Source organism: Pararhizobium sp. LjRoot235 (genome assembly GCF_964254145.1).
Classification (GTDB): domain Bacteria; phylum Pseudomonadota; class Alphaproteobacteria; order Rhizobiales; family Rhizobiaceae; genus Pararhizobium.
Window position 1 is genome coordinate 397,330 of the sequence record NZ_CAXUSP020000002.1, and the last position, 25,155, is coordinate 422,484.

At 54.9% G+C, this 25,155-nt stretch carries 26 protein-coding genes and 1 pseudogene; 9 read left to right on the forward strand and 18 right to left on the reverse strand.

The window, feature by feature from the left end:
* Nucleotides 1-31 precede the first annotated feature (31 nt).
* Both ACSQ2Z_RS22565 and ACSQ2Z_RS22570 read right to left on the reverse strand, forming a co-directional pair.
* Nucleotides 32-925: an ABC transporter permease gene (locus ACSQ2Z_RS22565; RefSeq protein ID WP_436083469.1), complete on the reverse strand. Its 894-nt coding sequence runs from the start codon at nucleotides 923-925 to the stop codon at nucleotides 32-34.
* Nucleotides 925-2,034: an ABC transporter ATP-binding protein gene (locus ACSQ2Z_RS22570; RefSeq protein ID WP_436083470.1), complete on the reverse strand. Its 1,110-nt coding sequence runs from the start codon at nucleotides 2,032-2,034 to the stop codon at nucleotides 925-927. Before ACSQ2Z_RS22570 ends, ACSQ2Z_RS22565 begins: the two co-directional genes overlap by 1 nt.
* 214 nt (nucleotides 2,035-2,248) lie before the next feature.
* Here ACSQ2Z_RS22570 and ACSQ2Z_RS22575 point away from each other — a divergent pair, with 214 nt between their 5' ends.
* From ACSQ2Z_RS22575 to ACSQ2Z_RS22595, 5 genes are all read left to right on the forward strand, one after another.
* The gene (locus ACSQ2Z_RS22575; RefSeq protein WP_436083471.1) at nucleotides 2,249-2,905 is read left to right on the forward strand and encodes a GntR family transcriptional regulator; all 657 of its coding nucleotides are present in this window, start codon (nucleotides 2,249-2,251) and stop codon (nucleotides 2,903-2,905) included.
* 103 nt (nucleotides 2,906-3,008) lie between these two features.
* Nucleotides 3,009-4,364 carry an aspartate aminotransferase family protein gene (locus ACSQ2Z_RS22580; protein WP_436083472.1) on the forward strand — a complete coding sequence of 452 codons (1,356 nt, stop codon included), beginning with the start codon at nucleotides 3,009-3,011 and terminating at the stop codon, nucleotides 4,362-4,364.
* Between the two features lie 5 nt (nucleotides 4,365-4,369).
* Complete coding sequence (locus ACSQ2Z_RS22585; RefSeq protein WP_436084133.1) at nucleotides 4,370-6,076, forward strand: acetolactate synthase catalytic subunit; 1,707 nt, start codon at nucleotides 4,370-4,372, stop codon at nucleotides 6,074-6,076.
* A complete protein-coding gene (fabG, locus tag ACSQ2Z_RS22590; protein WP_436083473.1) occupies nucleotides 6,076-6,849 on the forward strand; it encodes a 3-oxoacyl-ACP reductase FabG in 774 nt (257 codons plus the stop codon). The genes ACSQ2Z_RS22585 and fabG overlap by 1 nt, the downstream gene beginning before the upstream one ends.
* Nucleotides 6,850-6,865: 16 nt before the next feature.
* Nucleotides 6,866-7,576, forward strand: coding sequence for a winged helix-turn-helix transcriptional regulator (locus ACSQ2Z_RS22595; protein ID WP_436083474.1), 711 nt, complete (start codon nucleotides 6,866-6,868; stop codon nucleotides 7,574-7,576).
* Here the strand turns inward: ACSQ2Z_RS22595 and ACSQ2Z_RS22600 are convergent.
* Nucleotides 7,566-7,793: a hypothetical protein gene (locus ACSQ2Z_RS22600; protein WP_436083475.1), complete on the reverse strand. Its 228-nt coding sequence runs from the start codon at nucleotides 7,791-7,793 to the stop codon at nucleotides 7,566-7,568. The two genes, ACSQ2Z_RS22595 and ACSQ2Z_RS22600, sit on opposite strands and share 11 nt — an antisense overlap.
* A 740-nt stretch (nucleotides 7,794-8,533) precedes the next feature.
* On the opposite strand from ACSQ2Z_RS22600, the gene ACSQ2Z_RS22605 reads away from it, so the two are divergent.
* The 3 genes and pseudogenes from ACSQ2Z_RS22605 (at nucleotide 8,534) to ACSQ2Z_RS22615 (ending at nucleotide 10,749) form a co-directional block, all read left to right on the forward strand.
* Entirely contained in the window at nucleotides 8,534-9,451 is a 918-nt protein-coding gene (locus ACSQ2Z_RS22605; protein WP_436083476.1) for a nucleotidyltransferase and HEPN domain-containing protein, read from the forward strand.
* Nucleotides 9,429-9,724, forward strand: a pseudogene (locus ACSQ2Z_RS22610) (SIS domain-containing protein); the annotation flags it as partial. The gene ACSQ2Z_RS22605 and the pseudogene ACSQ2Z_RS22610, both read left to right, overlap by 23 nt.
* A gap of 122 nt (nucleotides 9,725-9,846) precedes the next feature.
* Nucleotides 9,847-10,749, forward strand: coding sequence for a nucleotidyltransferase and HEPN domain-containing protein (locus ACSQ2Z_RS22615; protein WP_436083477.1), 903 nt, complete (start codon nucleotides 9,847-9,849; stop codon nucleotides 10,747-10,749).
* A gap of 217 nt (nucleotides 10,750-10,966) precedes the next feature.
* Here ACSQ2Z_RS22615 and ACSQ2Z_RS22620 read toward each other — a convergent pair whose 3' ends face one another.
* Both ACSQ2Z_RS22620 and ACSQ2Z_RS22625 read right to left on the reverse strand, forming a co-directional pair.
* Nucleotides 10,967-11,410, reverse strand: coding sequence for a hypothetical protein (locus tag ACSQ2Z_RS22620; RefSeq protein WP_436083478.1), 444 nt, complete (start codon nucleotides 11,408-11,410; stop codon nucleotides 10,967-10,969).
* Between the two features lie 228 nt (nucleotides 11,411-11,638).
* Entirely contained in the window at nucleotides 11,639-11,833 is a 195-nt protein-coding gene (locus tag ACSQ2Z_RS22625) for a helix-turn-helix domain-containing protein (RefSeq protein ID WP_436084134.1), read from the reverse strand.
* Nucleotides 11,834-12,401: 568 nt separating this feature from the next.
* On the opposite strand from ACSQ2Z_RS22625, the gene ACSQ2Z_RS22630 reads away from it, so the two are divergent.
* Nucleotides 12,402-13,235, forward strand: a complete 834-nt coding sequence (locus ACSQ2Z_RS22630) for an IS5 family transposase (protein WP_436083479.1) — start codon at nucleotides 12,402-12,404, stop codon at nucleotides 13,233-13,235.
* Between the two features lie 44 nt (nucleotides 13,236-13,279).
* Here ACSQ2Z_RS22630 and ACSQ2Z_RS22635 read toward each other — a convergent pair whose 3' ends face one another.
* From ACSQ2Z_RS22635 to ACSQ2Z_RS22695, 13 genes are all read right to left on the reverse strand, one after another.
* Nucleotides 13,280-13,966, reverse strand: a complete 687-nt coding sequence (locus ACSQ2Z_RS22635; RefSeq protein ID WP_436083480.1) for a DUF1796 family putative cysteine peptidase — start codon at nucleotides 13,964-13,966, stop codon at nucleotides 13,280-13,282.
* Nucleotides 13,967-14,353: 387 nt separating this feature from the next.
* Nucleotides 14,354-15,313, reverse strand: a complete 960-nt coding sequence (locus tag ACSQ2Z_RS22640; RefSeq protein ID WP_436083481.1) for an NAD-dependent epimerase/dehydratase family protein — start codon at nucleotides 15,311-15,313, stop codon at nucleotides 14,354-14,356.
* 52 nt (nucleotides 15,314-15,365) lie between these two features.
* A complete protein-coding gene (locus ACSQ2Z_RS22645; RefSeq protein ID WP_436083482.1) occupies nucleotides 15,366-17,867 on the reverse strand; it encodes a glycosyltransferase in 2,502 nt (833 codons plus the stop codon).
* Nucleotides 17,868-17,888: 21 nt separating this feature from the next.
* Nucleotides 17,889-19,583 carry a glycosyltransferase gene (locus ACSQ2Z_RS22650; RefSeq protein ID WP_436083483.1) on the reverse strand — a complete coding sequence of 565 codons (1,695 nt, stop codon included), beginning with the start codon at nucleotides 19,581-19,583 and terminating at the stop codon, nucleotides 17,889-17,891.
* 50 nt (nucleotides 19,584-19,633) lie between these two features.
* Nucleotides 19,634-20,500: a glucose-1-phosphate thymidylyltransferase RfbA gene (rfbA, locus tag ACSQ2Z_RS22655; RefSeq protein WP_436083484.1), complete on the reverse strand. Its 867-nt coding sequence runs from the start codon at nucleotides 20,498-20,500 to the stop codon at nucleotides 19,634-19,636.
* Between the two features lie 53 nt (nucleotides 20,501-20,553).
* On the reverse strand, nucleotides 20,554-20,889 hold the full coding sequence (locus tag ACSQ2Z_RS22660; RefSeq protein ID WP_436083485.1) for a hypothetical protein: 336 nt from the start codon (nucleotides 20,887-20,889) through the stop codon (nucleotides 20,554-20,556).
* The gene (locus ACSQ2Z_RS22665) at nucleotides 20,889-21,116 is read right to left on the reverse strand and encodes a hypothetical protein (protein WP_436084166.1); all 228 of its coding nucleotides are present in this window, start codon (nucleotides 21,114-21,116) and stop codon (nucleotides 20,889-20,891) included. The genes ACSQ2Z_RS22660 and ACSQ2Z_RS22665 overlap by 1 nt, the downstream gene beginning before the upstream one ends.
* A gap of 86 nt (nucleotides 21,117-21,202) precedes the next feature.
* Nucleotides 21,203-22,105, reverse strand: coding sequence for a glycosyltransferase family 2 protein (locus tag ACSQ2Z_RS22670; protein ID WP_436083486.1), 903 nt, complete (start codon nucleotides 22,103-22,105; stop codon nucleotides 21,203-21,205).
* 54 nt (nucleotides 22,106-22,159) lie between these two features.
* Complete coding sequence (locus tag ACSQ2Z_RS22675; protein WP_436080270.1) at nucleotides 22,160-22,993, reverse strand: IS5-like element ISRm4-1 family transposase; 834 nt, start codon at nucleotides 22,991-22,993, stop codon at nucleotides 22,160-22,162.
* Between the two features lie 36 nt (nucleotides 22,994-23,029).
* Entirely contained in the window at nucleotides 23,030-23,272 is a 243-nt protein-coding gene (locus tag ACSQ2Z_RS22680; protein WP_436083487.1) for a glycosyltransferase family 2 protein, read from the reverse strand.
* Nucleotides 23,273-23,506: 234 nt separating this feature from the next.
* Nucleotides 23,507-23,839 (reverse strand): hypothetical protein, encoded by a 333-nt coding sequence (locus tag ACSQ2Z_RS22685; protein WP_436083488.1) that lies wholly within the window; start codon nucleotides 23,837-23,839, stop codon nucleotides 23,507-23,509.
* A gap of 271 nt (nucleotides 23,840-24,110) precedes the next feature.
* Entirely contained in the window at nucleotides 24,111-24,806 is a 696-nt protein-coding gene (locus ACSQ2Z_RS22690) for a cytidylyltransferase domain-containing protein (RefSeq protein WP_436083489.1), read from the reverse strand.
* 1 nt (nucleotide 24,807) lies between these two features.
* On the reverse strand, nucleotides 24,808-25,125 hold the full coding sequence (locus ACSQ2Z_RS22695) for a hypothetical protein (RefSeq protein WP_436083490.1): 318 nt from the start codon (nucleotides 25,123-25,125) through the stop codon (nucleotides 24,808-24,810).
* Nucleotides 25,126-25,155: the final 30 nt, after the last annotated feature.

Sequence of the window (25,155 nt, forward strand, 5' to 3'; positions counted from 1 at the left end):
AGTGGCGGCTTCTTGGGCCAGGATGTTTCGGTCAATGAACATTGTGAAATCCTTTGCTGAGCGACAGGGCCCTGCGGAACAGGAAGACGATCAGGAGAGCGACGGACAAGAGAACCGTCGACAGCGCTGCCGCGAACGGCCAGTCCAGAAGAACGGTCGTCTGCTGACCGATGAGCGTGGCCATCAACATGGAACCCGGGCCACCGATGAGGGCAGGGGTGATGTAGAACCCGAGTGCGAGAACGAAGCAGAGGATGGCGCCCGCAAAAACGCCGGGCAGGCTGAGCGGCAGGGTGATCAAAAGGAAGGTCCGCGCAGCTCCCGCACCGAGATTGGCGGCAGCGCGCGCCAAGTCGGGTGGCAGCGTCCGCAACGTCGCATAGATCGGAAGAATGGCGAACGGCAAAAGGATATGCGTCATCGCCAAGACCACAGCGCCCTGCGTGTAGAGGAGCTTTAGCGGGTGAACCGACAGCCCCGCGTCTTGCAGCACATCATTGATGATACCTTTTCTCTGCAACAGGACGATCCAGGCATACGACCTGATCAGAACCGACGTCCAGAGGGGCACGAAAACGCAGGCAGCGGTGATGAGTGCCGCCTTTCCCCGAAGCCGGGTCATGGCCAAAGCGACCGGATATCCGAGCACCAGGCAAAAGCCGGTGACGGCTGCGGCGGTTATCACGGTCGTCGTCATCACACCGAGGTACAGGGCATCCTGTCCGAGCCGGGCGTAGCTTTCGGCGCCATTTTCAAAGCTGAGCGCCACGAGCTTGGCTAGTGGGTACAGAAAGCCGACTGCGAACGTCGCAACCAGCGGAAGGGTCAAGAACCACGAGGTGAGGGGTGCGTAGCGGCTGGCGTCGCGGGGTCTTGTGATGGTGGCAAGCCGGCTTTGCCTCCGGATGGATGCCTGGATGTTCATCACGCAGCCCCCTCGGCGTCAAAGACCCTGAGCGCGTCAACGGAAAAGGAAAGCGCGACATTGGAACCGCGGTCCGGAAGAGATCGAATGCTAGAAGGTAAATCGGCGCGCAGCACGAGCTCCGGAACTTCATGCAGACGCACGAGCGCGGTTCTTGAGGCGCCGGCAAACACCATCGTCTCTATCGTTCCCGACAGGCTCAATGCGTCGCGATCGCGGTACGGCGCGATGGCAATATGCTCAGGCCGAGCGGCAACCCGGACCGTGGCGCCCTCCTCGTGCAGGTGGGTTTGACGCCCTTGCGACTTACGGACCTGGACGAGGGCGTTGCCGACCTTAATCGCCACGTGGAGGTGATCCGTGCCGCAGACGGTGCCTGGAATGAAATTGACCGATCCGACGAAGTCGGCGACGAAAGCGTTGTCGGGATTGGCATAAAGGTCGCGCGGCGTCCCGATCTGCTCCAGCCGGCCCTTATGCATGACGGCCACGCGGTCCGACATGGTGAGCGCCTCTTCCTGGTCATGTGTCACATAGATGACCGTTGCGCCGATCCGTTCCTGAAGCCGTTTTATTTCAAACTGCATCGCCTCGCGCAGCTTCTTGTCGAGCGCGCCCAGCGGCTCGTCCATGAGGATGACAGGAGGGTCGAAGACAAGTGCGCGCGCCACGGCCACCCGTTGCTGCTGACCGCCGGACAGCTGGTGGGGATAGCGGTGCTGTAACGCGCCGAGCTGGACGAGGTCCAGCATCGCATCGACGCGTTTGGCTAAGTCGCGGCCCCTTGCCAGGCGCCGCATGCGCAACGGGAACTCGATGTTCTGGCGCACGGTCATATGCGGGAAGAGCGCATATTTCTGGAACACCATGCCGATGTTGCGCCGGTTCGGCGCCAGCATTGTCACGTCCTGGCCGCCGACCATGATCGAGCCGGCGGTCGGGGTTTCGAACCCGGCAATCATCGTCAGGAGCGTCGTTTTACCCGACCCGGACGGGCCGACGATCGAAACGAATTCGCCCTTGCCGATCTCAAGATCCGTCTCACGCACCGCCCAGACCGCGCCGTAGCTCTTCTGCACCCGGCGAAGTGTCATCTGTTGTCCGATCAAGTCGTTTTTCCTCCTTGCTGTTGGGTTCCCTCATGCGCTGCTGTGAGCGTGTCAGTTCCGGACGGTTCGGGCTCTTTCCGGCGTACCGCGTGAGGAGGCGTGACTTTGCCACCACGAATCGCTACGCTTTGATGCGCCAAAACTTTGCAAAACCTTCACACTTCAATTTTTGTTGCATCAAAAATATGCTGTGTCAACACGTTTAGGATGAAATATGAAAGACGCAAACCTTGGGGATGCAGCCTATGCCGAGTTGAAGGACCGGCTGAGCAGGGGCGCCTACAAGCCTGGCGACAAACTGACTGTGCGTTCGGTCGCCGAAACGTTGGACGTCAGTTCGACGCCGGCGCGCGATGCTATCAATCGTCTGGCCACGGAAAACGCCCTTGTGTATGCAGGGCCGAAAACCGTCATCGTCCCCATCCTCACGGAAGCCGACCTGCGAGAGATCACCCTCATTCGCATCGCGCTCGAGGGTCTGGCTGCCCAACTCGCGGTCGATCACGCCAAGCAGGAACACATTGAAAAATTGCGAGAAATTCAGCTACGCATCAACGCGGCCCTCGAAACTCGGGCTTACGAGCGGGCGCTATGGCACAACAAGGAATTCCATTTTCTTGTGTACCGGCTGTCCGGATTGCCGCATCTCGTCACGTTGATCGAAGCCCTGTGGCTGCGTGTCGGCCCGTCCTTTTATGGCCTCTATCCTGAGTTTGCCGAGGCAAAATACGGGGTGCGCAACCATGAAATGGTGATTGAGGCGCTCACTGATCGGGACAGGGACGGATTGCGCGCGGCGTTCGAAAATGACATTCGTGATGGATATCGACGGTTGCGGTTTGCCGTCCGGGAGCGCGCCGCAGTTCTTTAAGTTTTTTGATATGCCGTCTTGACGAGCGCCAATTTTGTTGCAACAAAAATAAAGCTTGCGCAAAGCTTCTGATTTTCCCTTGCAACAGAAGGCAACAACCCAGATGTCTACAGCAACAGCTGCCGGTGCAGCCGAGCATGTTCGACCGCGCTCGGCCGATCTTTATCATCGCGGCCGCGGGGTATTCCCGAGCGGCGTCACCCGGTCCACGGTCGATCTCGATCCGTATCCGACTTATCTCTTAAGGGGTGAGGGAGCCTATGTCGTCGACGTCGACGACAACCGCCTGCTCGATCTCAACAACAATTTCACCACGCTCCTCCATGGGCACGGCTTTGCGCCGGTGGTTGACGCCGTCACCGATCTGCTGCGACGGGGAACGTGCTTCTCAAACCCGACCGATCACGAGATCGCGCTCGCAGAGCTTTTGGTATCGCGCATTCCGGCAATCGAGCAGGTTCGGTTCGTCAATTCGGGTACGGAGGCCGTGATGTTCTCGATCAAGGCGGCCCGCGCCTTCACGGGCCGCCCGGCGATTGCCCGCTTCGAGGGTGCCTATCACGGCGCCTATGACTGGGCCGAAACCGGGCAGTACGGTTCCTTTGACAGCGCAAGGACCGGTCGCCGCACGGCAAGATCGGCCTACACCGGAGCTCCCGGCACGACGGCCGACACTGTCGTCGTCCTCGATTTCAACGATGTCGACGGGCTGGAAGAGAGCCTGATACCTCATGCCAAGAGCCTGGCGGCAATCCTCATCGATCCGATGCCGAGCCGGGCAGGGTTCCTCAAGCCCCTTCCTCAGTTCATCGAGCGCGTCAGCGCGCTTGCGCAGGAACATGGCATCCTCATCATCGCCGACGAGGTGCTCAATCTCAGGCAAGACTATAACGGAGCCTCGTTTCGCTACCGGCTTGCGCCAGACCTCGTGACGGCTGGCAAGATCATTGGCGGAGGGTTCCCGATCGGCGCCGTCGGCGGACGCCGCGACGTCATGTCGGTCTTTGGTTCGGACGGAAAGGCGCCGCTTGTGCCGCAGGCTGGAACATTTTCTGCCAATCCGGTCTCGATGGTTGCCGGACGTGTCGCAATGGAAGCCATGACGTCGGAGGATTTCGGGCGGCTGGAACGGCTTGGCGACAGGCTGCGTAAACAGTTATCTGAACTTGCGGTAAAGCATGACGCTTCGTTTTCGATCGCGGGAGCGGCATCGCTCTTTCGCATCCATCCAAAGCGCAAGGTTCCCAACACCTATGCCGATGCCAGGATGACGCCGGCGGAGGCAGCGCGGATGCGCAGTCTCAGCCGCTTCTTCCGGGAAAACGGTATCTTGCTTCCGGCCGATGCGGCAGCTTGCCTTTCGACGCCTATGACCGACGGTGACATCGATAGCGTGTCGTCCGCTTTCGAAATGTTTCTGACAACCTCTGACGGTGGCAAAGAGGAGGCGCAGCAGTGAATACCATGTCCATCGAGGAGACTGTGGCCGATCGTGTCGCAAACGCCCTTCTGCGTCACGAGGTCGAATTTCTGTTCGCCCAAAGCTTGCCGTCGGCGGTCGTCCTTGCCGCGGAAGCACGTGGCATCCGTCAGATTTCCTACCGACAGGAAAACATGGGGGGCGCGATGGCCGACGGATATGCCCGGATATCCGGAAAGGTCGGCGTCGTTGCCGCGCAGAACGGACCGGCCGCAACCCTTCTGGTGCCGCCGCTGGCCGAAGCCATGAAGGCAAGCATCCCCGTTGTGGCGCTCGTTCAGGAAGTTGAACGGGACCAGACCGACAGAAATGCCTTCCAGGAGCTCGATCATATCGCGCTCTTCCAGTCCTGCACGAAATGGGTGCGCCGCGTCCAGGCCGAAGAGCGCATCGACGACTATATCGACGCGGCCTTTACCGCGGCGACATCGGGTCGGCCCGGCCCAGTAGCGATACTGCTGCCGGCCGACTTGCTTCGCTCGACGGTCAAGCCTGCGGCAACGGTGCGCCGCGCCAGCCTCGGGCGCTATCCGCTCGATCGCGGGCGACCAGCCGACGAGGCGATCGGACAGGCAGCCGGATGGATCGCGGCTGCAAAAATGCCGGTCGTTCTCGCCGGCGGCGGCGTGCATGGCGCAAACGCCTGGACGCAGCTCGCGCACCTGCAAGAACTGGCGAGCTTGCCGGTTTGCACGACCAATATGGGCAAGGGCGCGGTCAATGAGCATCATCCTCTTTCGCTTGGCGTCCTTGGCTCACTGACGGGCCCCCGGTCTCTTGGTGCCCAGACGCGGCAATTCCTGGAGGAGGCGGACCTGATCATCCTGATCGGCACGCGCACCAATCAGAACGGAACGGACAGCTGGGGCCAGATCCCGAAAACGGCTCGTGTGATCCATATCGATGTCGACCCGATGGAGATCGGACGCAACTTCGAGGCGCTCCGGTTGGCTGGCGACGCGCGGGAAAGTCTGAAAGCGCTGAATGCGGCCCTCGCAGAGCGGAACCTGGATCTCCGGCACGCTGCCCGCCAGGAGCTTGAGGATCGGATCGCCCGCTGCTGGGCGGATTTCGAGGAAGCGCGTCAGCCGGTTGCCCGGTCGAACCAGTCGCCGATCCGGCCGGAAAGGGTCATGCGCGAACTTCAGCCCTGGCTTGACGACGATCTGACTGTTGTCGCCGATGCGAGCTACTCGTCCATGTGGGTCACAGGGCAATTGCGCGGCACAGGCGAGGGCACGCGGTTCATCACCCCGCGCGGGCTTGCCGGGCTGGGATGGGGGCTTCCGCTGGCGATTGGCGCAAAGCTTGCGCAGCCGCAGACCCCAGTCGTGGCCGTGGTCGGTGACGGCGGCTTTGCCCATAGCTGGGCGGAGCTTGAAACCATGGTGCGCCTCAACATCCCCGTCACCACGATCGTGTTGAACAACGGTATTCTTGGCTTCCAGCGAGACGCCGAAACCGTCAAGTTCGGCCGTTATACCTCGGCGTGCCATTTCGCGCCTGTCGATCATGCCCAGATTGCTGCTGCGTGCGGTTGCCGGTCCGCGCGCGTCGATGATCCGGCCGATCTGGCGGACCTGATCAGAAAGGGTATCGAGGCGGATGGACCATTCCTGATCGAGGTGATGACGGATCCGGACGCCCATCCGCCGCTCTCGCTTTTTGCGGGGATGGATCAGGCGGCGTGATGATCGACTTCTCGCAACGCGTTGCAGTGGTGACCGGCGGCAGCTCCGGCATTGGACTTGCCGCCGTCACCCATCTTCTTCATTCCGGCTTCAAGGTTGGTTTTTTCGGGCAAAGTGCCGCCCATGTGGATCAGGCCGTCGCCAGGCTCAGCCGCCAGTTCGATGGCGGGCGCTTCCTCGCACGATGCGTCGATCTGATGTCGCCGCAACAGGTTGCCGGCTTTTTTTCTGATGTCGAGGACCGCTGGCGTGTTCCCGACACACTGATCTGCAACGCCGGCATCTCGCCAAAGAGCCCGGATGGAGCAACGCCCTTTGCGCAAGCCAGCCTCGATGAATGGAATACCGTTCTTTCCGTCAACCTAACCGGAGCGATGCTGTGCTGCCAAGCCGTCGTGCCGGCCATGGCACAGCAGGGGTTCGGGCGCATCATCCTGATCGGATCGATTGCGGGGCGGGCGATCCCCAAGGTAGCCGGAACCGCCTATGTCGTCTCCAAGGCCGCGTTGTCGGGTCTGTCGCGTTCGTTGCTGGCTGCCTGCGCCGGAACGGGCGTGACCGTCAATATCATCGCACCGGGCCGCATCGCAACCGACATGGCGGGCGCCCCCGACAGCGCGGTCAACCGTGCAGCGCTGGCACGCATTCCGGTCGGACGGCTCGGCGAGCCGGCGGACGTCGCCAGCACGATCGGGTTTCTCGTCTCAAGCGATGCTGGCTTCATCAATGGAGCAATCATCGATGTGAATGGAGGGGAGTTCTCTCCCCTCTGACAACCGGAGCCAGGCCATGCCAAAGATCCTCGTCTGCGTGGAGGACGTGCAGCTCTTCCTCTTGCTTCGCCATGTGCTGGTGAACGAAGGTTTTGATGCTCTCCTTGTGACGGAGCCTTCCGAAGTGGTGCGCCATTGCCGGCGCGAGGCGGTCGCGGCCGCCGTGATCGATTGGTCGGAAGGGTCGATTAACAGGGGAGCCCTTTTGGCAGCGGTGAGGTCTGTTGCCCCGCCTGTCGCCGTGATCCTGCTTTTACGCAATCAGGCAGGGCTGACTGTCGCCCCACCCAGCTGTGAATTGCGCCTCGAACGTCCCTTCAATCCGGTCGCTCTGCTGCAGTTCCTGCGGCGTCTGCGCAATCTGCGCCTTGCCGCCGGCCATCCAGGCTCTGCCGGAACGGTGCTTCGGTTTGCCGACCTTGAAATGAACCTTTCGACGGTGAAAGTGCAGCGGGGCGGAAACGATGTCGCATTGACGGCGTTGCAGTTTCGGCTGTTGCGTCGCCTGCTCCAGGCGCCCACGGTCGTTTGCCACCGCAATGATCTTATAGAGAATTGCTGGCCGGAGCATGCCGAAGTCGAGCCGCGAACCGTCGACATCCATATCGGCCACATCCGCCGGGCTCTAGATGCACTCGGCCCGGAACTTATCCGCACGGTGCGCGGACGCGGCTATGCCCTTCAGATGCCATCCGGGATTAAGGCTTCTAAGTCGTCTAGTTCCTGAGCCGCCGAAACAATCCGGCCAGGCGTCGGAATTCCGCCTCCTCGCCGTCGAACCAGGCATCCAGCCCACAGAAGGCGATGGCGGTTGCTGCTTCACCGCCGTAGAGCGCATGGGCGTGGTCGATGATGACTTCATCGGCATCGGCCTGACTGCCTTCGTTGACGATCTCACGGTTTGTTGGCTGCGGTCTCTTCGACCGGGATGGATTGCGCGACATAACAGTCTCCCCGCATCCGGCGCAGGAAGTGATTTTAGTAGATCGCCGGACGTTGCCGCACCCATATCGTCGCATCGTTTGACGCTCGTGCCGTCCCTGGCGAATGTTTCGTCGCGGCATAATCGTAGAGGGCCGTTGCCGCGACGGCAAGCGCAAATACTTCCGAAGTCGTCGTGAACGGCGCAACAGGCATGGCGGCACCCGGATGGCTTGGAACCGGCAGAGCAGGGGCGACACGAGACGGTGACTGCGCTGGCTGTCATCTTGCTTGCCTGGTCGGGGCGTACAAGAGTATTGGGTACCTGAAAAGCGAGATGGGTCCGGGCCACACGGAAGACCAACTTCGTGCGCGGTCGATCCCGATTTCGCTGAGCCGTCGGCGTTGCGATAAACCTCTTGGGGTTGCCTTGGAACCGACGTTGCCTGCGCGAATTCACGAGCCCTGGCTCTGCCGCCGCGATGCTCGATTTTCTGACGCGCTCGTCTTGTCCGGTCGCGTTCACAGCCCGGTTCCTGGGTCCAATCTGTCGCTCGCAATGCAATAACGGATCCGCGCGGCAAACGCGGGCCGTGCGGTGTCGCAAGTCGGATGCGTACGGCTCGGCTTTGTTTGCAAAGCTTGCGTGAAAACATCTTTGCAAACCCTTCGTTGAAACGCGGGCCAGCTTCCGGCACTGTCCCTTATGCCGTAAACCGGCATAGTTGGTTCGAATCAGAGCCGAAGGGGTTATTTATTGCCGATGAAGACGAGCCTCGATCACCTGCCGCCAGTCAAGCAGCACGAGCTCCGCCGCGTCGTCGAGATCATCCTTGAGGAGTTCGAGGATGCGCTGAAAGGGGCCTCGGCAGATTTCAAGAAGCGTGGCCGGATCCTGAAAATCATCCTATTCGGCAGCTACGCCCGCGGCACCTTCGTCGATGAGCCACACACAAAGAAGGGCTACCGCTCCGATTTCGACATTCTTGTCATCGTCAACAATCGCAAGCTCACGGATTTCTCCACTTTTTGGCATAAGGCGGATGAACGATTGATGCGGGCTCCCGAGGTGAGTACACCGGTCAGTCTGATCGTGCATTCGCTGAGGGAGGTGAATGCCGAACTGCGGCGCGGGCGCTACTTCTTCGTCGACATTCGCCGCGATGGTCTGGCGCTTTACGAACTTGACCACGAGCCGCTGGCACTGCCCGGGCAGATCAGCCCCGACGAGGCGTGGCAGATGGCTTCAGGGTATTTCGCGGATCGATTGCCGCATGCGAGAGTATTCCTGAAGACAGCCCGATTTTGCGTAGAGCAGGGTGACTTGAAGGAAGCGGCATTCCTGCTTCACCAAGCGATTGAACAAGCCTATTCGACGCTGCTTCTCGTGCTGACCAACTACAGTCCGGCCTCCCACAATCTGCGATTTTTGCGCAGCCTTGCAGAGGAACAGCACCGCGATCTTGTCGATGTTTGGCCGCGTAGCCAGCAGCGATATGTTTCTTGGTTCAATGTTTTGAACGAGGCCTACGTCAAAGCTCGATACTCGCCGCACTTTGAGATTTCGGGGGAGGCCCTGCAGTGGCTGAGCGAGCGAACAGATGCTTTGATAGCGGCTGTGGAGAAAATTTGCAGAAGTCATCTCGATCGGATTCGTCCCGTCGGAGGCGAGCCACGGTGATTTCGGCATGATCGTGTCGGAAGGCCTTGCTCATTCTCCTTTTCTGGTCGGGCGAGACCGTCGAGCTTGGAAACATGCTGGCCTATGCCAAGCGCTTCAACGTGCTGGTCATTTTCCTTGACATCCAATTCGGAAAGCCTGCCTGGCGCGCAATTCCAGCGTCGCCATCATCCTGCCGAAGTGCAGGAAGCCTGAACGCACGGGCTGGCGCCGACGACATCGGCGATGCTGCAGCTTGTCGTCCGTGATGCGCTAGCAACCGCGCTTCTCGAAAGCTTGTGTGAAAACATCTTTGCAAGCCCTTCGTTGAAACGCGGACCGGCTTCCGGCACTGTCCCTTGTGCCGTAAACCGGCATAGTGGTTCGAATCAGAGCCGAAGGGGTTTTTATTGCCGATGAAGACGAGCCTCGATCACCTGCCGCCAGTCAAGCAGCACGAGCTCCGCCGCGTCGTCGAGATCATCCTGGAGGAGTTCGAGGATGCGCTGAAAGGGACCTCGGCAGAGTTCAAGAAGCGTGGCCGGATCCTGAAAATCATCCTCTTCGGCTCCTATGCCCGCGGCACCTTCGTCGATGAGCCTCACACGAAGAAGGGCTACCGCTCCGATTTCGACATTCTTGTCATCGTCAACAATCGTAAGCTCGCGGATTTTTCCATGTGTTGGAGCAAGGCGGATGAGCGATTGATGCGGCATCCCGAGGTGAGTACACCGGTTAGTCTCATCGTGCATTCTCTCAGAGAGGTGAATGCCGAGCTGCGGCGGGGGCGCTATTTCTTCGTCGACATCCGCCGGGACGGTCTGGCGCTCTACGAACTTGACGATGAGCCTCTGGCGCTGCCGGGGCAGATCAGCCCCGAAGAGGCGTGGCAGATGGCGTCAGGGTATTTTGAGGATCGATTGCCGCATGCGCACAAATTCCTGAAAGGGGCAAGATTTTATCAATCTGAAGGCGATGGCAAGGAAGCGGCATTCCTGCTTCACCAGTCCATCGAGCAAGCCTACGCTGCGCTTCTCTTGGTTTTGACCAACTACAGTCCTTCCTCACACAATCTGCGGTTCCTTCGCGGGCTTGCCGAGGAGCGAGCTGGAGAACTTGTCGGAATTTGGCCGGATAGCCAGCAACGGTACACGTCTTGGTTCAATGTCTTGAACGAGGCCTACGTCAAGGCTCGATACTCCCCACACTTTCAGATTTCGGGGGAGGCCCTACAGTGGTTGAGCGAGCGCACAGAATTGCTGATCGAGGCTGTGGAGAAAATTTGCGAAGATCATCTCAATCGGATTCGCCCCATCTAGACTAAATGGTCGCTCTGGCGCAGTTAGCGAGCAAACCGCGCCACTCACAATTGAAAGGAATGGCTGTCGACACGAGCCGATCGCGCTTCGGCGGTATTTGGGGGATTCGGATCGGAGATCCGCAGTGGCGACCTGCTCCGTGCCGGCTTCACGTAGGCAGCGCAATCGGCGCGGGGCCGGCAAGTCCATGCAATTTTCGACGGTCGCGCGACGTATGTCAGATCACTCTGACGCCGTTGAAGATTACGAGGTACGAAGGGTCGATGAGATGACAGCACTCAACGCCGAGAAGCGTCGCCACGTGCTGGAGCTGGCAACGCAATTCCCGCGGATCTGGAACGACCCGTGTGTCGATATGCGCGAGCGCAAGCGTATCGTCCGCATCCTCGTTGCCGACGTGACGCTCGTCAGGTCCGACAAGATTACTGCCAATGTCCGCCTCTCCGGAGGAGCTACCCGGACGCGGCCTCTGCCGATCGCCCAGATTCGCAAATTTAAGCCTGAGCTTGTTAAAGAGGTCGATGCCTTGCTCAATACTCATTGTGATCGTGAGATCGCTGATATCTTCAACCAACGCGGCCTCCTGACCTGGGAGAAGAAGCCCTTCAATTTGAAGAAGATCGCTTTTATCCGCACAGCCTACAATCTGGCCAGTCGTCATCAGCGCCTGCGCGAGCGAGGCATGCTCAGCACCGAGGAAGTAGCTGCTCGCTGTGGCATTGCTGAGACCACGGTCAATGCCTGGGGCCGACAGGGCTTGATCACAAAGTGCTATAGCGACAGTCTCAATCGCGGCCTGTGGGATATTCCATCTGACCGAACAGTTGCCAAGGGTTGTGGCGGCCGTGGTGCCCGCCCAGCTCGCCTGGTCACTTCCAACGCGCCATTATCAGGACAGGATGCAATCTTGCACCGTGCTTCGGGCGATCCCGAGCATTGCCGCAATCTCGCGCACGCTTGTCCCGCCGGCCGAGAGCCGGAGCATCAGTAATATGTGTCGCATGGTCAGCCTTCCTTTGACGGCATGAAATTCCGCTCGTGAATACCGAGGAGCTTGATGCCAAGGTTGCTGACCCAAAGGCATCTTCAGGACGGAAAAACCGTCCAGCAATTGATTGGAATGCTGTCCGGCTTCACGTCGGAACGCTGTCCGGCTTTTGATCGGAATCCCGTCCGGTTAATTCCCGGAATCCGCAGGCTTTATGGGCAGATGCTGGTGGCTGATGCCCCCGATAGCGGAATGAAGGCGTTATAATTACGATTGGGACGGGGGTCGGTTACGAATGGGAAGCGCATCAGGCGCATGAACATGATGCAGAGTATCGCTATCGGCGCCGTGATCTTGCTCGGGTCCACGTTTTTCGCCGCCGCCACGGCACTCGTGATGGAGTAATCACCGCGACCCAGAGGCCCGGCTCTCGCGTGATCTGCGTAGCTGTCGTTGAACGCACGAGAAAAAAAGCCCCTATTCGGCTAGGGATAGGCGTTATAGATGCGGACAGAGGGACCCCGACCACGCTTCTGGCTCATGCACCAAGATCGTTACTGTCTAAACGGAAAGTTTTGAGGGTTTAGAGCCTGACCGAAAAGGAGTTGAGTGAAATCAGCCAGTTGTGATTCTGTCTGTTTGCTTAGGACGAACGGAGACCACAATGGGCTGGACTGATTTCACCCGTCGGCAATATGCCCGACGCGCAATGCGGTATGCAAGCGATCTGACGGATCGGGAATGGGGATTGATCTCGCCTTGCCTGCCTGGGCCGAGGCGGCTGGGCAGGCCGCGCAGCACCGATCTTCGCGAGGTCGTGAATGCGTTGCTTTACATCGCCACGACGGGGTGCCAGTGGCGGATGATGCCCAGGGATTTTCCGCCTTTTACAACTGTGCAGGCCTATTTCTACGAATGGCGAGCGACAGGCTTATGGGGTCGGATCAACCATCATCTTGTGATGGAGGCGCGTGAATTGGAAGGCCGGGAAGCCTCGCCGTCTGCGGGCGTGATCGACAGTCAAAGCGTGAAAACCACGGAAAGCGGCGGAATTTCGGGCTATGACGCGGGCAAGAAGATCAAGGGACGCAAGCGTCATATCGTCGTCGACACGCTCGGACTGATGGTCGGCCTCATGGTTCACAGCGCCGATATTCAGGATCGCGACGGCGCACCTGCCGTCCTCAAAACCATTCTCAAGCGCTGGCCGTGGCTGAGACATATCTTCGCCGACGGAGGTTATGCCGGACCGAAGCTGAAGGGCGCACTGCAAAAGGTCGATGCGTTCACTCTCCAGATCGTCAAGCGGACCGACAAGGCCAAGGGCTTCGAGGTTCTGCCGCGTCGCTGGGTCGTGGAGCGCACCTTCGCATGGCTTGGCAGATGCCGACGATTGGCCAAGGATTGGGAAAAGTCCGTCGCATCAGCGGAGGCCTGGATCACTATCGCCCACATCCGGGTCCTGACACGACGCTTGGCAAGGTACGGATATTGTTGAAACCTTTTCGAGTCAGGCTCTTAGCTTAGTCGAGATGTTCGCCTTTAGGCCCACCCATGAAAAACCAAATCATCCGCCAAAAATCTCTGCTCCGAAACCGCTGGACGGGATGAACCGTAGAAGAAGTTCTGCATGTCTGAATTAACTATCCGGTCGATATCGAGAAATTCCGAAACTTTGATTTTGAATTTCAATTCGGGGAATTTGGCCTTAATTGCGTTCGCAACCACTCTCCCGTCATCCGGATTTACTCTCATCAGGAATACAATTTCTCTGTTATTTGCGATGCTGTGTTTTATTGTTGAAAGAAAAGCTTCTATCCGCCGGGCATATCGCTCGCGAAACTCATGAAAATCGTTCTGACAAAATCTTATCTGAGACCCCCAACTTTCGGTCGTCGCCAAGAATGGATGCCCGGGAGATTCATGATTAAATATCATCCCGTGTTTAGTATTTACAATCAGATCTCCGTAGGAAGCGTCTCCGACAAAGCTGTAGAGTAATTCTCCAGTGGGCGAGTTAAAGTCTCCCTTGGGGTTACTGATCAACGAGATATCGTTGAAGAAATCGGTGAACTCGGTCTGAATAAAGTGGCAGAGAGCCTCAGTCGTGGTCAAACACAGATCGAAAACAGATGTAAGCCGCCCTCCCGCGCGATCTGGAACGAGCCGGTTTTCGATCGCATGCATGATGGGCTGGCAATTCAGTCCCAGCGACAGGTAGGTTACCATAAATGTCACCGTTACGTGGCGTTAGCGGAAAGCAACTCATTCACTACTGGAATTCCTGTAAAGCGGCAACGTAAATGACTGACCTTTGCGCGGCGATATCCACCAATTAGAGCCTGACTGGAAAAGGGTTCACCGGCGCCGAGGCCTTGAACGTGTCCATGGAAAACGCCGAGCACCGGGCCGTGCAGATGATCGCAGACCCCGTCTCCCGCAAGGCGCCTCAGCTCGGATGCTTGGATGCTTACCAACCATTCAGCACTCAGCTACGGCACTACGCCACTACGCCACCGTAAGCGGTGTGCCGCTGACACACCGACCGACACCCTCGATGTCGGCTAGACGGCCCGTAGCATCCTTCCGATCGGGTCACCGGGGGTATTGGATAGCTCAAGCCTGAATAGCGTTTGGGGGGAAGGTCATAAAGTGACGGTGCTGCATCCATTCTAAAGTCTTCGCTAGGCCTTCCTCAATCGAATGCAAGGGTTCCCAGGCGCACTCGCGCCCAATCAGCGATATGTCCAGATAGTTTTTGCCAACGTCAATGGTGCGATGACCGACATATTTGATTGCAGGTCTACGATCTAATATATTGTTGGCACAATCCATTAATTCGTTAATCGTGAATCCATGTCCACGACCAACGTTAAATATTTTATGCGGCCCCTCATATTTCACTACGCATTCGAAGGCTCGCGAGACGTCATCCACATAGATATAATCTCGCGTAGACGATCCGTCACCAAATATAACGAACTCGTTTCCACTAATAGAAGCGTATAAGTACTTTGCGATTATACCCTGGCCCGTGAAAGGAGACTGCCCCGGGCCGAAAGGATTTGCTATCCTCAATATACTGTATTTTAGGCCATAATTATGGTGAAATAGACTAATATATTTTTCACATACCAATTTATTAATTCCATAAGCAACCAGGGGATTAGTCTGGCTTTCTTCTGATATCGGAAATGATTGCGCGGATCCATATACGGTTCCGCCGGATGAAGCGAAAATGTAATTACGTATATTGTGCCTGATGCACATTTGCATTAAACGTATATTCAATCCAACAGTTCTATTTATATCCTCCATTATTTCGTTATTAGAAAGTGCGGGGATGTTAGCGTTTGCTAGGTTGAAAACCACTTCATTTCTCGAAATCTCATCTTCAAGCGCTTCATTTTCCGTTTCACACGCAGCGACGTAGTGAACTCCGGGATATTGATCAACCTTTTCCGGTAAGCGCCTTGAATACGAAGAAACCGTCCATCCACGCTGAGACAAATGGATGCAAAGCGCACGTCCAAGGAATCCCGTTCCGCCTACAACAAGTGCTTTGCTCAAAGCCATTCTCTTTTCGTCCGCATATGTGTGTGTCAATCTGCCACTACAGATGATCTTCTCAGAAGGCTCTCTCAGAAAGATATTTAGAGCGAGCCTTTTCGAAGCTAAGTTTATACATCTTCGCGATATTCTGCCCGGAATAATCGCGCAGAATGCTACTAGACGCGTTCTCCGCGACTTCTTTTAGCGTTGATAAATTTGCTACGTCGTTGACGAAATTCGTATACAAATCATCAATGTCCGAGTGCACCGGATAAACGTTCCGGCTGTGGTACCGTTCAAGAACTACAGCTATATCGCCGACGTCAGTCGAAAAGACGGGTACGCCGGCGCTCATTGCTTCCAGCATGGCCAGCGGGACACCCTCATACTCGGACGTAATCACCAGCAAATCTGTTGCCGCATAAAGCTCTTCGAGCGGATCGACGTTTGACAGCCGGATCACATTCTCCAGGCCCTCTTCACCAATTTTGTTCCTGATGCTCTCAGATAAATCGCCTTGCCCCACCATGACAAATTGCAGAGGAAGTTTGTCCCTTTTCGCGCGGGCCGCAAGTTCCAGATAAAGCCACGGCCTTTTTTGAGGCGTCATACGCCCAACGAACGAAACGACCCTTAGGTCGGGAGATAGGCCGAATTTTTCTAAAGAGGATCTCCGGTTGAAATTAGGCAAATTTTTGGCAATTCGCTCAGAATTGATCGGATGTGGAATGAGATCGACCTTTGATGTTTCCAGGCTCAAACCGTCGAGAAAGTGCTTCTCGATTCTCTTCGTAACGGCAATAAAGCGATCAGCTGATCGGGAGCTCGGATATTTCAGCCATTCTACCCATCCAAATTCTGCGTCGTAAACCTGTTGATCAACGATTGCCACATCACGGAACAATTTACGCAGCTGCCAGGCGTTGTGAACCTGCCAAGTGCTACCGTTAGTCAAAAATACCATCCGTGGAGAATATGCGGCCTTTAGCCAGGATACTACGCCCATGAAGTTTGAGTGTGAGCTCAATTGTGTCAAATCAAAATAGCCCTCGGCGTGCTCCAGAGCCCTGCCGACCCAGCTGCCCTGGCTCTGTGTAAGCGCCTCTGTGCAGATAATGACAAACCTATACTCATTTTTAAGTTGTTTCATAACCTCGATTAGGACGTTCTCTGCCCCCCCTACGGCGATGACGGCAGGAAACACAAAAATAACCGCGCGTTCGTCCTGAGCACTTACCAACTCGCGGGGAGAAAGGTCCCCGACCTCATGCGCCGGCGATGTCACGGAGCCGGAGAGAGAGGAGCCCGGCAGAGAAAGGAGAATATCTTGGCCTATTTGCTCAAAGTCATGCGAACCAAAAGCATTTTCCAGTGCACTACTACTTTTGCCCTGTATTCTGGGAATGCGAACCACTCTTCCGCGAGCGCCTACAATGGTACGGCCCGCGGCAAAATTCCTAAAAACAGCAGGCCGCCAAATGCTTACATCGCGAATATCACCAAAGATCTCATTCTCGGCTCCAGAAACCAGCGAGCATATGCAGAAATCAAGGTTGTTAATCGTTGCAGCCAGTATGAGGTTCCTGAGGTCATTCGGCTGCAAGAGGTTGTCGCAAGAATTTGGCGAATAGACAAACTGCGCGGCATCTGACAACTCGTCGAATTTTTCCACAATCTTGCTGTTTGGGAAGCTTTGAGCCAGACGAACAGCTTGCGGATGATACGGCTCCGGTAGAACAAACGTTATCACTGCGTCTTCAATGAGATACCTGTTGTATTTGAGAGACGATTCGACCAGCTGCGAACTGTATCGCGACGTCAATGAATGCGATATCGATGGCTGGGCCAAAAGGTCCGCCATCATCTTCCTCACTTCGCTTTTAACCTTAAAAGCGCTTTCGGAAATTGTATTCGATGGGTGGATTCTATAATTTGTCCACATATTGGGATTGTAGGCAACGTTATAGAGTGCCGCCGCGCGGATCATAAAATCCCAATCATGAATATACCTATAGGCCGCAAAGCCATGCAGATCTTCGAATAGCGTCTTCCTGAAAACAATGTTTGAGGTTGTTGCAATAAAATTCTGATTCAATAACGCCAAAAGCCAAAGATTTTCTCGAACTACGCGACCTATATCTAGTGGAGGGGGCGTTTGATACTCAGGATTATAAAGACCGTATTTGTAGCCAAGTAATTCGTTATCTGGACCAACAATTGCGCAGTTCCCAAAAACGAGATCAGCGTTCGTGTAGCGTATAAATTCTTTGAAATTTCTGAAACGCCCAGGTTCAAAGCGGTCATCGGAATTGAGTACCGCTATCCACTCGTTACTTGCCTCTGCGCAAAGTTTGTTGATTCTGTTGTGAGCACCCACATTTGTTGCGGGTTCGTCAGTTAGATCTCGTATCCTTTCAGGAAACTTTTCGGCAAAAAAACGAATGATCTGTCTGCTTCCATCTGTTGAGCCGTCATCTGCGATAAGAATTTCGGAGACTTCGCTGCAAATTAAACAGGAGTGGATCGCATCAGCCAAGTACAATGCATGATTGTATACAGGTATAACGGCAGATATCATCGTAAACCTTTCTTTTGTCTATCAAATCAGGTTCGCGATGGAGAAGTCTCCGAGCAATTCGTTTGCCACGGCCCTTCCCATCTGCATCCTAAAATCGGATATTAGATATCGATATGCTGCAGCCTGTGCGGTTGGGTTCTCTCCCTGCAACATAATGTAGCTATCAAGCAGAGAAAGACGAAACACGGCGCTCAAAAAATCCGGGTGCCAATTTTGGCTTCCAAGGCCATAGTGATGATCTATTACAAGCGCCCATGCCCGTATGCCTTCAATCATCGTTGAATAGTAATGCGTAGGGGCTTGATTTACATGTGTCTGATGCTCTGTTTTCAATATGCGCGATAAATCCGGACCTAGAACGAGTGTTTCCAGTTCAGGATGCTTTCTAACCAGGACGTCAATCATCATTCCACAAGCAACCTGCCGACGCATAAATCCAGCAGTGTTGTATTCATGATAATGCTCAACTATAGCATTTGGCGTGTAAAATACACCAAAGTTACCATGAAGTTTACTCATTCTATATGCAAACTCGGAATCTTCAAATCCGTAGAGAGTAAAATCTTGATCAAACCCTTCAGAGTGCCAATTATTTATGATATTCCTCTTTACCGATACGTTCGCAGTGTAAAAGAGCCAAGGGCCGTATTTCTGCCATGGCTTCATGAATTTGTAACCGAACTGTTGTTGCCCGTCACCTTGGATTAAAGACATTACGGCGTTTGGCATGGTTATTTTGTCATCAGGCCATATGATCTTTCCGAGGACTGCATGCCCTAGATCCTTGTTCACCATATGCGCCTGATAGTGGGCACGGAACAAATCCGAGTTTACCGGTTGTGTGTCATCACCTAGGAAGAGGATGATTTCTCCCCGCGTTAAAGTTGCCCCAATGTTTCTAGCGCTGCCCGGTCCAGCATTCTTGACCGACTTATATGTTAATTTCGCATTCTGAAATGCGATCACCGCGAGGATGTCCGGCGTATTGTCGGTCGAACCGTCGTCAACGACCACGATTTCCACGGGGTCGTCCCTAACTATATCAAGCAATCTGCGTAACGTTTTTTCCAACAATGCGGCACGATTGTACGTAGGAATAACAACGCTCAGCGCGATCCATTCTTCTGAATTCTTTACTGGCCTGGCTTCGGTAAATGGATCGCTCGTAATTGTGTAATGTGTTTCGGCGGCCTTACGCCGTTCCCGCCAACCATAAACTATATAGTGAATCTTTGGATTAACGCCCGATTTCGCAACGTCGGGATTGCTCTTAAGGTAAAATTCCTCGTCAAAGGTATCTTCGATAGCGGATATAAACGCATCATACGATTTCGTAGTGCCCATCAAACGACGGAGTTCATCTTCGACTTTGAGGTCTCGGGTACTCTCATAAACTACGCTTAGCTGGTCAAATGCGCCGATGAGATCGCCCTGACTTTTTAGCAAGTGGCCGAGGTGAAGGCGAGCATCTGGGTTGGCCGGATCTTTGGCGATCGCTGTCTGATAGGCAAGACTTGCCTCTTCAGCCAGTCCTCTTTCTTTCTCCATATGACCCAACTGAACCCAAATCGATGAACGATTGCCATCGATCTTTAATGCTGCGCGATAAAACCGCGCGGCAGACTCCCATTGTTTCAGTCTATTGTGATGATCAGCGAGAGCGATACTGTCGTCTGTCCTGGTTTTTTTCTTTGATTTAAAAGGGTTTTTAAGCATTTCTATAGCCCATTATTTGACTTGTTTACGAATTTGCCGCAGCGATTTGATCAGGCACTTGTTAGTTTCAGAAGATACCTACCGTAGCTGCTCTTGCCATATTTCGTTCCCAGCGCTTCCAATTGGATCGCGTCGATAAAGCCCTTACGATAGGCGATTTCTTCCGGGCAGGCGATCTTGACGCCTTGCCGGCGCTCCAGCGTTGCCACAAACTCGCATGCTTCGAGCATGCTGTCGGGTGTGCCGGTGTCTAGCCACGCGTAGCCGCGGCCCATTAGCTCCACACTCAGCTTGCTGCGTTCTAGATAAGTTCTGTTGATATCGGTGATCTCAAGTTCTCCTCTTGCAGAAGGCTTGAGGTTTGCTGCGATGTTCACGACCTCCTTGTCGTAGAAATAAAGACCGGTGACGGCCCAACTGGAGCGCGGCTTTTCTGGCTTCTCCTCGATTGATACGGCCTTCACGTTCCGGTCGAACTCAACGACGCCGTAGCGCTCCGGATCATTGACATGATAGGCGAACACTGTAGCGCCGTCGGTCCGGGCAATTGCGTTCTGGAACAGGTCGTTAATGCCGTGACCATAGAAAATGTTATCGCCCAGGATGAGGCATGAGCTATGCTGCCCTACGAAATCAGCTCCAATGATGAAGGCTTGTGCTAGGCCATCCGGTGAGGGCTGCTCCGCATAGGAAAGTGAAATACCCCAAGCGGAACCATCGCCGAGCAGGCGCTGGAAATGCGGTAAATCGTGCGGAGTGGAGATGATCAAGATGTCTCGAATGCCCGCCAGCATCAGCGTCGATAGCGGATAGTAGATCATGGGCTTGTCATAGATCGGCATGAGCTGCTTCGAGGTCACCAGCGTCATGGGATGAAGCCGCGTACCGCTGCCGCCCGCCAGAATGATGCCCTTCATGTGACTTTGCTCCTTCATGTCCAGTCCTGACGCGCCCGTGCGGACCAACTGTCTTACATCAATATCAGTGGATGGTAGCCTGGCCGGCAGCGTGACGCCGCAATAGCGGCGAGTTTGCGGCGATACAGCTGAGAACTAGCCCGCCGTCGCACCGGATTTCGGTAGTCGCCACCCAGAATGCGGTTCGATTTGACAACAGCTGTATAGCCAGTCGCAAAAACGATCGCGTCCGGTTTACCCATGCCCCAAGCGGCTTGGGCATCGACCGCTTTGAGCGCTGGGCGTCCGGAAGCAATGATTTTCACCTCTAACCATGCGCGGGCGCGTTCGATCAGCGACCGCCCGACCGGGCCTTCGAACCGAGTCACGAGATAACGTCCGAATGCCATTATTTCGCGCTGGCGGTTTTGAGAAGACCGAGGCGGCTACCGTCATATCCTTTACATAATGGCTGCCACCGCCAATGGTTTTCCAGATACCATTTCACGGTCTTTTCGATGCCCACTATCATGATGGTGACGATGTCGGCAATCTTAAGCGTTTCGAACGTCAACGGCACGGTTCCATCAAAGGCAATCTCGATGGCCGTCTTACACGCCAAAATTATGTCAATCAACCCAAGAGTTTGCCTATGGAATTAGTCTTGATGTGAGCGCCGTCCATTTCTGAATGAAGTGACGGTGTTTCTCCCTGCGCCCATCATTAGCGGCGCAGCATGGATGGCACACGCTGGAGCAACATATGCAACTTCCAGGCTGCGGTCGACCGCATCGCTTCTATCTCATGCGACTGGACGTCGATCCTCTCATTGGCCTCAGCAAGCATTTCACACAGCTTCTGATTAGCGCTTTGCGCCTCCAGAGCATCACCTTCGGCTCGCGTGAGCTTATTTTCCGCGGAACTGGCGCAATCCCACATCTCCGCAAGTTCGCTCTGCATGGTCGAGAGTCTCTCCTCCAACTGCGCCATGGATGGCCGAACCATCTGAATGTCTTCCCATGCCAACCGTGAGATAAGGTCCGCCGTCGAGCTGCGAATTCGCCCGCTCCACCCCTGCGGATCCGCACGCATCAGACCTGCGTAGACGTCTTGTTCAGTTTTCCCGGCGGGCACCGAAACACGCAGGGGAGATGGCCACCAGTTTGCGCGATCTGCAACCTCCAGCGCTGTCGCAAATTCGGGCATTCTCGCGTACCGGGACGCCATTCTTTTGGCGCTGAAATGAAGGATGATTGGCACACGGCAATAGAAGATGGGCTGGCTGGAATTTTCCGATATTATTCTGCGCCAAAGGATCCAGTCAGCGGCAGATTCCACATCCTCAGGCCAAGCAGCTCGGTCCGGAAGGCTATCCGCGCGATAAAGGAAGCAACTTGCCGGTATGCTGTTCCGGCGTTCCATAAAGGTCGCCAGCTCATCGGCGACAGTTAAGTTCGTCATGAACGGTGCGGCAATACCGTCCGTAGAGACCCAGAGAGCTTGACTGTAAGCCAGCGCGGCGCCCGTTTTTAGTCCGTTCAACAATAATTCTAGGTGGTCGGGGAACAGTAGGTCATCGTCGGCGGCGAACCCAATGAACTTCCCTCGCGCCTCCCTCAGCGCCACGTTGCGGTTGGCGTATCCGAACGAAGGTGCCTTAGAGTCGGACTCGAAAAGGCTTCAACGATATCCATATCTTGCAAGGCGTCTTGTGAGCATGCGGATGTGGGCGATGGTTATCCACGCTTCTGCTGAAGCGACGGATTTTTCGAAGTCCTTGGCCAGCCTGCGGCATCGCCCCAGCCAGGCGAAGGTCCGCTCGACGACCCAGCGGCGCGGCAGGATTTCAAAACCCTTGGCCTTGTCGGAACGTTTGATGATTTCGAGTGTCCATTTCCCGATTTTCTGTAGCCGCTTTTTGAGCTTGTCGCCCGCATAGCCGCCATCAGCGAAGACATGAAGCAACCACGGCCACCGGTTTTTGACGGATTTCAGGAGATCGGGAGCGCCGTCGCGATCCTGGATATCGGCGCTGTGCACCATGAGGCCGACCATCAGCCCGAGCGTGTCTACAATGATGTGGCGCTTGCGGCCCTTGATCTTCTTCCCAGCATCAAAGCCACGGATACCACCGCTTTCAGTCGTTTTAACGCTTTGGCTGTCGATCACGCCTGCTGTCGGCGAGGCTTCTTTCCCCTCCAGTTCCCGCGCCTCCATGACGAGGTGATGGTTGATCCGTGGCCAAAGACCCATTGCCCGCCATTCATAGAAATACCGCTGCACCGTCGAACAGGGCGGAAAGTCCTTCGGCAGCATCCGCCACTGGCAGCCTGTCGAAGCGATATAGAGAAGGGCGTTTAAAACATCGCGCAAATCAGTCTTGCGCGGACGGCCCAGACGCCGTGGCGCAGGCATGAACGGCGCAACAAAATCCCATTCCCGATCCGTGACATCGCTTGCATATCCGCTCGTCCGCCGGACATAATTGCGCCGGGTGGTTTCAGTCCAGGCCATCGTGATCTCCATCGAATCTTTGCAAATCCGACGGAATCACAACTGACTGAAATCACTCAAATCTTTTTGAGGCAGCCTCTTAGGAAGATCAAAGAACAGAATTCTCGGGTCGCGGTAGCTAGCGACAATTTCGGCCGTTCCTGGCGCGCAACCGTCGCCGACCACGAGCAGCTCAAAATCACCGACTGATTGAGCTAACACCGCCTCTATCGCGAATCCAATTACGTCAGTGCGAGAGTGGGTCGGCATGAGGATTGAAACGCTAGGGCTACCTACCATCCCTTTGCGTTTCCAAAACTGTAAGGGATCAGATCTGTGTCCAACGGGAGGCGGTACTTGTCGGGGTTGGCATGATCGTATCGAATTGTTGGGAAGTTGATTACCACCACATCAGATGTCCCGATGTTGCGGTCGGCATGCCATACGAACTTCGGGACGTTGATCAACCGAGGGCGGCTACCAGACAAGTAAACCTTACAAACCTTGCCGCATGTGCTCGACTCGGGTCTCGGATCAAACAGCACAAGTTTCCAGCCCACCACTCAGAACGAAGTAGCGGTCCTCATGCAACTTATGTAATCCCCACCCCTTCACGATGCCGGGGCGGATTGTAAAAGCATATGAGAAGACAAGCGGATCACTGTGCCAGCCCCATCGTGGATCGAATATTTCAGTTACGCTGCCGCGATCATCGTCATGTCTGTTGGTATCGTAGAAGGACATCCCATCCAGCAAAGGTGCAGTGCTTCGGCGTCGGTCGTCAACCGTTCGCTGATCCTGAGCCGAGGCTGCCAATGTAGACTGAAGTAACTCTTCTTGATCGGTTGCATCGACGCCGACTCGCATGATCTTTCTTCCTCACATACACACCGGTTTGTTCGCTGCTTGTTCAACCGTTCCCAGTATTTCATATTTCATAGGTGATCTTCGGTATGCCTTTAATGTTCGTGACCTGCTGCTTGAATAGGCTCAAAGCCAAATACCGCTTCCACGGCCCCGAGCGTAGAAAACGTTGCGATTAGAGGGATTTCCTTCCAAACGTGGATGTTTGCAAGGAAATTCAAATAAAAGATGCTCAAATTGTCTGATTGCAGGCATATCTGAAGTATTCAGCGGCTCATTGAACTGAATCATGATAGCGAGGGTCTTCTCCGCTTGTCCTCATCAATGCCTCTGCCATCCTGAAATCTATATCATAGTCAATATCAACGGATTGTTCTTCCGTCATATGCATGAACTCGAGCTTTCCTTTATACAGAAAACTACCAGTCCTTTCATAATGTTCTATTGCGGTAGCTGATCTGAATATACATATTATAAAATTAATGTATACGATTGGCTCAAGATCTTGTGTTCTGGGGCTTGGTCCAGATGGGTCAAAGTTAAGTGGGATCCCATTCATAAGGGCGTGTTTGCGCAAAGTATTTGTACTGAAAAGTGCGTCAGCGCGAGTGGACAAGAACATCTCGATCGCAGCGTCAATAGTCTCCGGCTTTAAAAATGGTGCCGTTGGATTGACTAGAACGACTGCGTCGCAAGGATTCCGTCTGAGAAAGTCTATGACAATTTCATCCGTTTTAGTTTGGGAACCAGCCAATGCTGGATCGCGCAAATAAACATCCATTCCAAGTTCGCGACTTACGTGCGCAATTTCATCGGATTCGGTGTTGACGAAGAATTGCGAGATCATTTTTGAGCTTTTACACGTTTGGATTACGTAGGAAATAAGTGGAGCCCCATTTAAAAGTCTAAGGTTTTTAGCCTTTGTTCGCTCACTTCCAAGTCGAGCTGGAATGTATCCAAGTATATTCATGTCATTCTCCGACATTCATCGTCATATCCAAGATATCCGCTACAGGAAATGTTTCTCGCCCCTCATGCTTACCGTAACGAATATAATGCAACAGAGAGTTCACGTTTGCTGCGGCTACATCTGGATAGCGTTTAATGTAGTCTTTCGTAGAAAACAGAAGCGATGGATTCCGGTTCATTAGGTGCCCAATCCAAAGGAAGTGGTAAGCCGGAGTCATTTTTATTGCGGCTACATCTCTGTAGTAATTACCGTACCAGTTCGCATCAAACAGGGGTGACGAGTTAATTAAATCGATATCCTCCTGATTTATGTTGCGCATATGCTTTTCCAATCAAATAGTATATCTGAA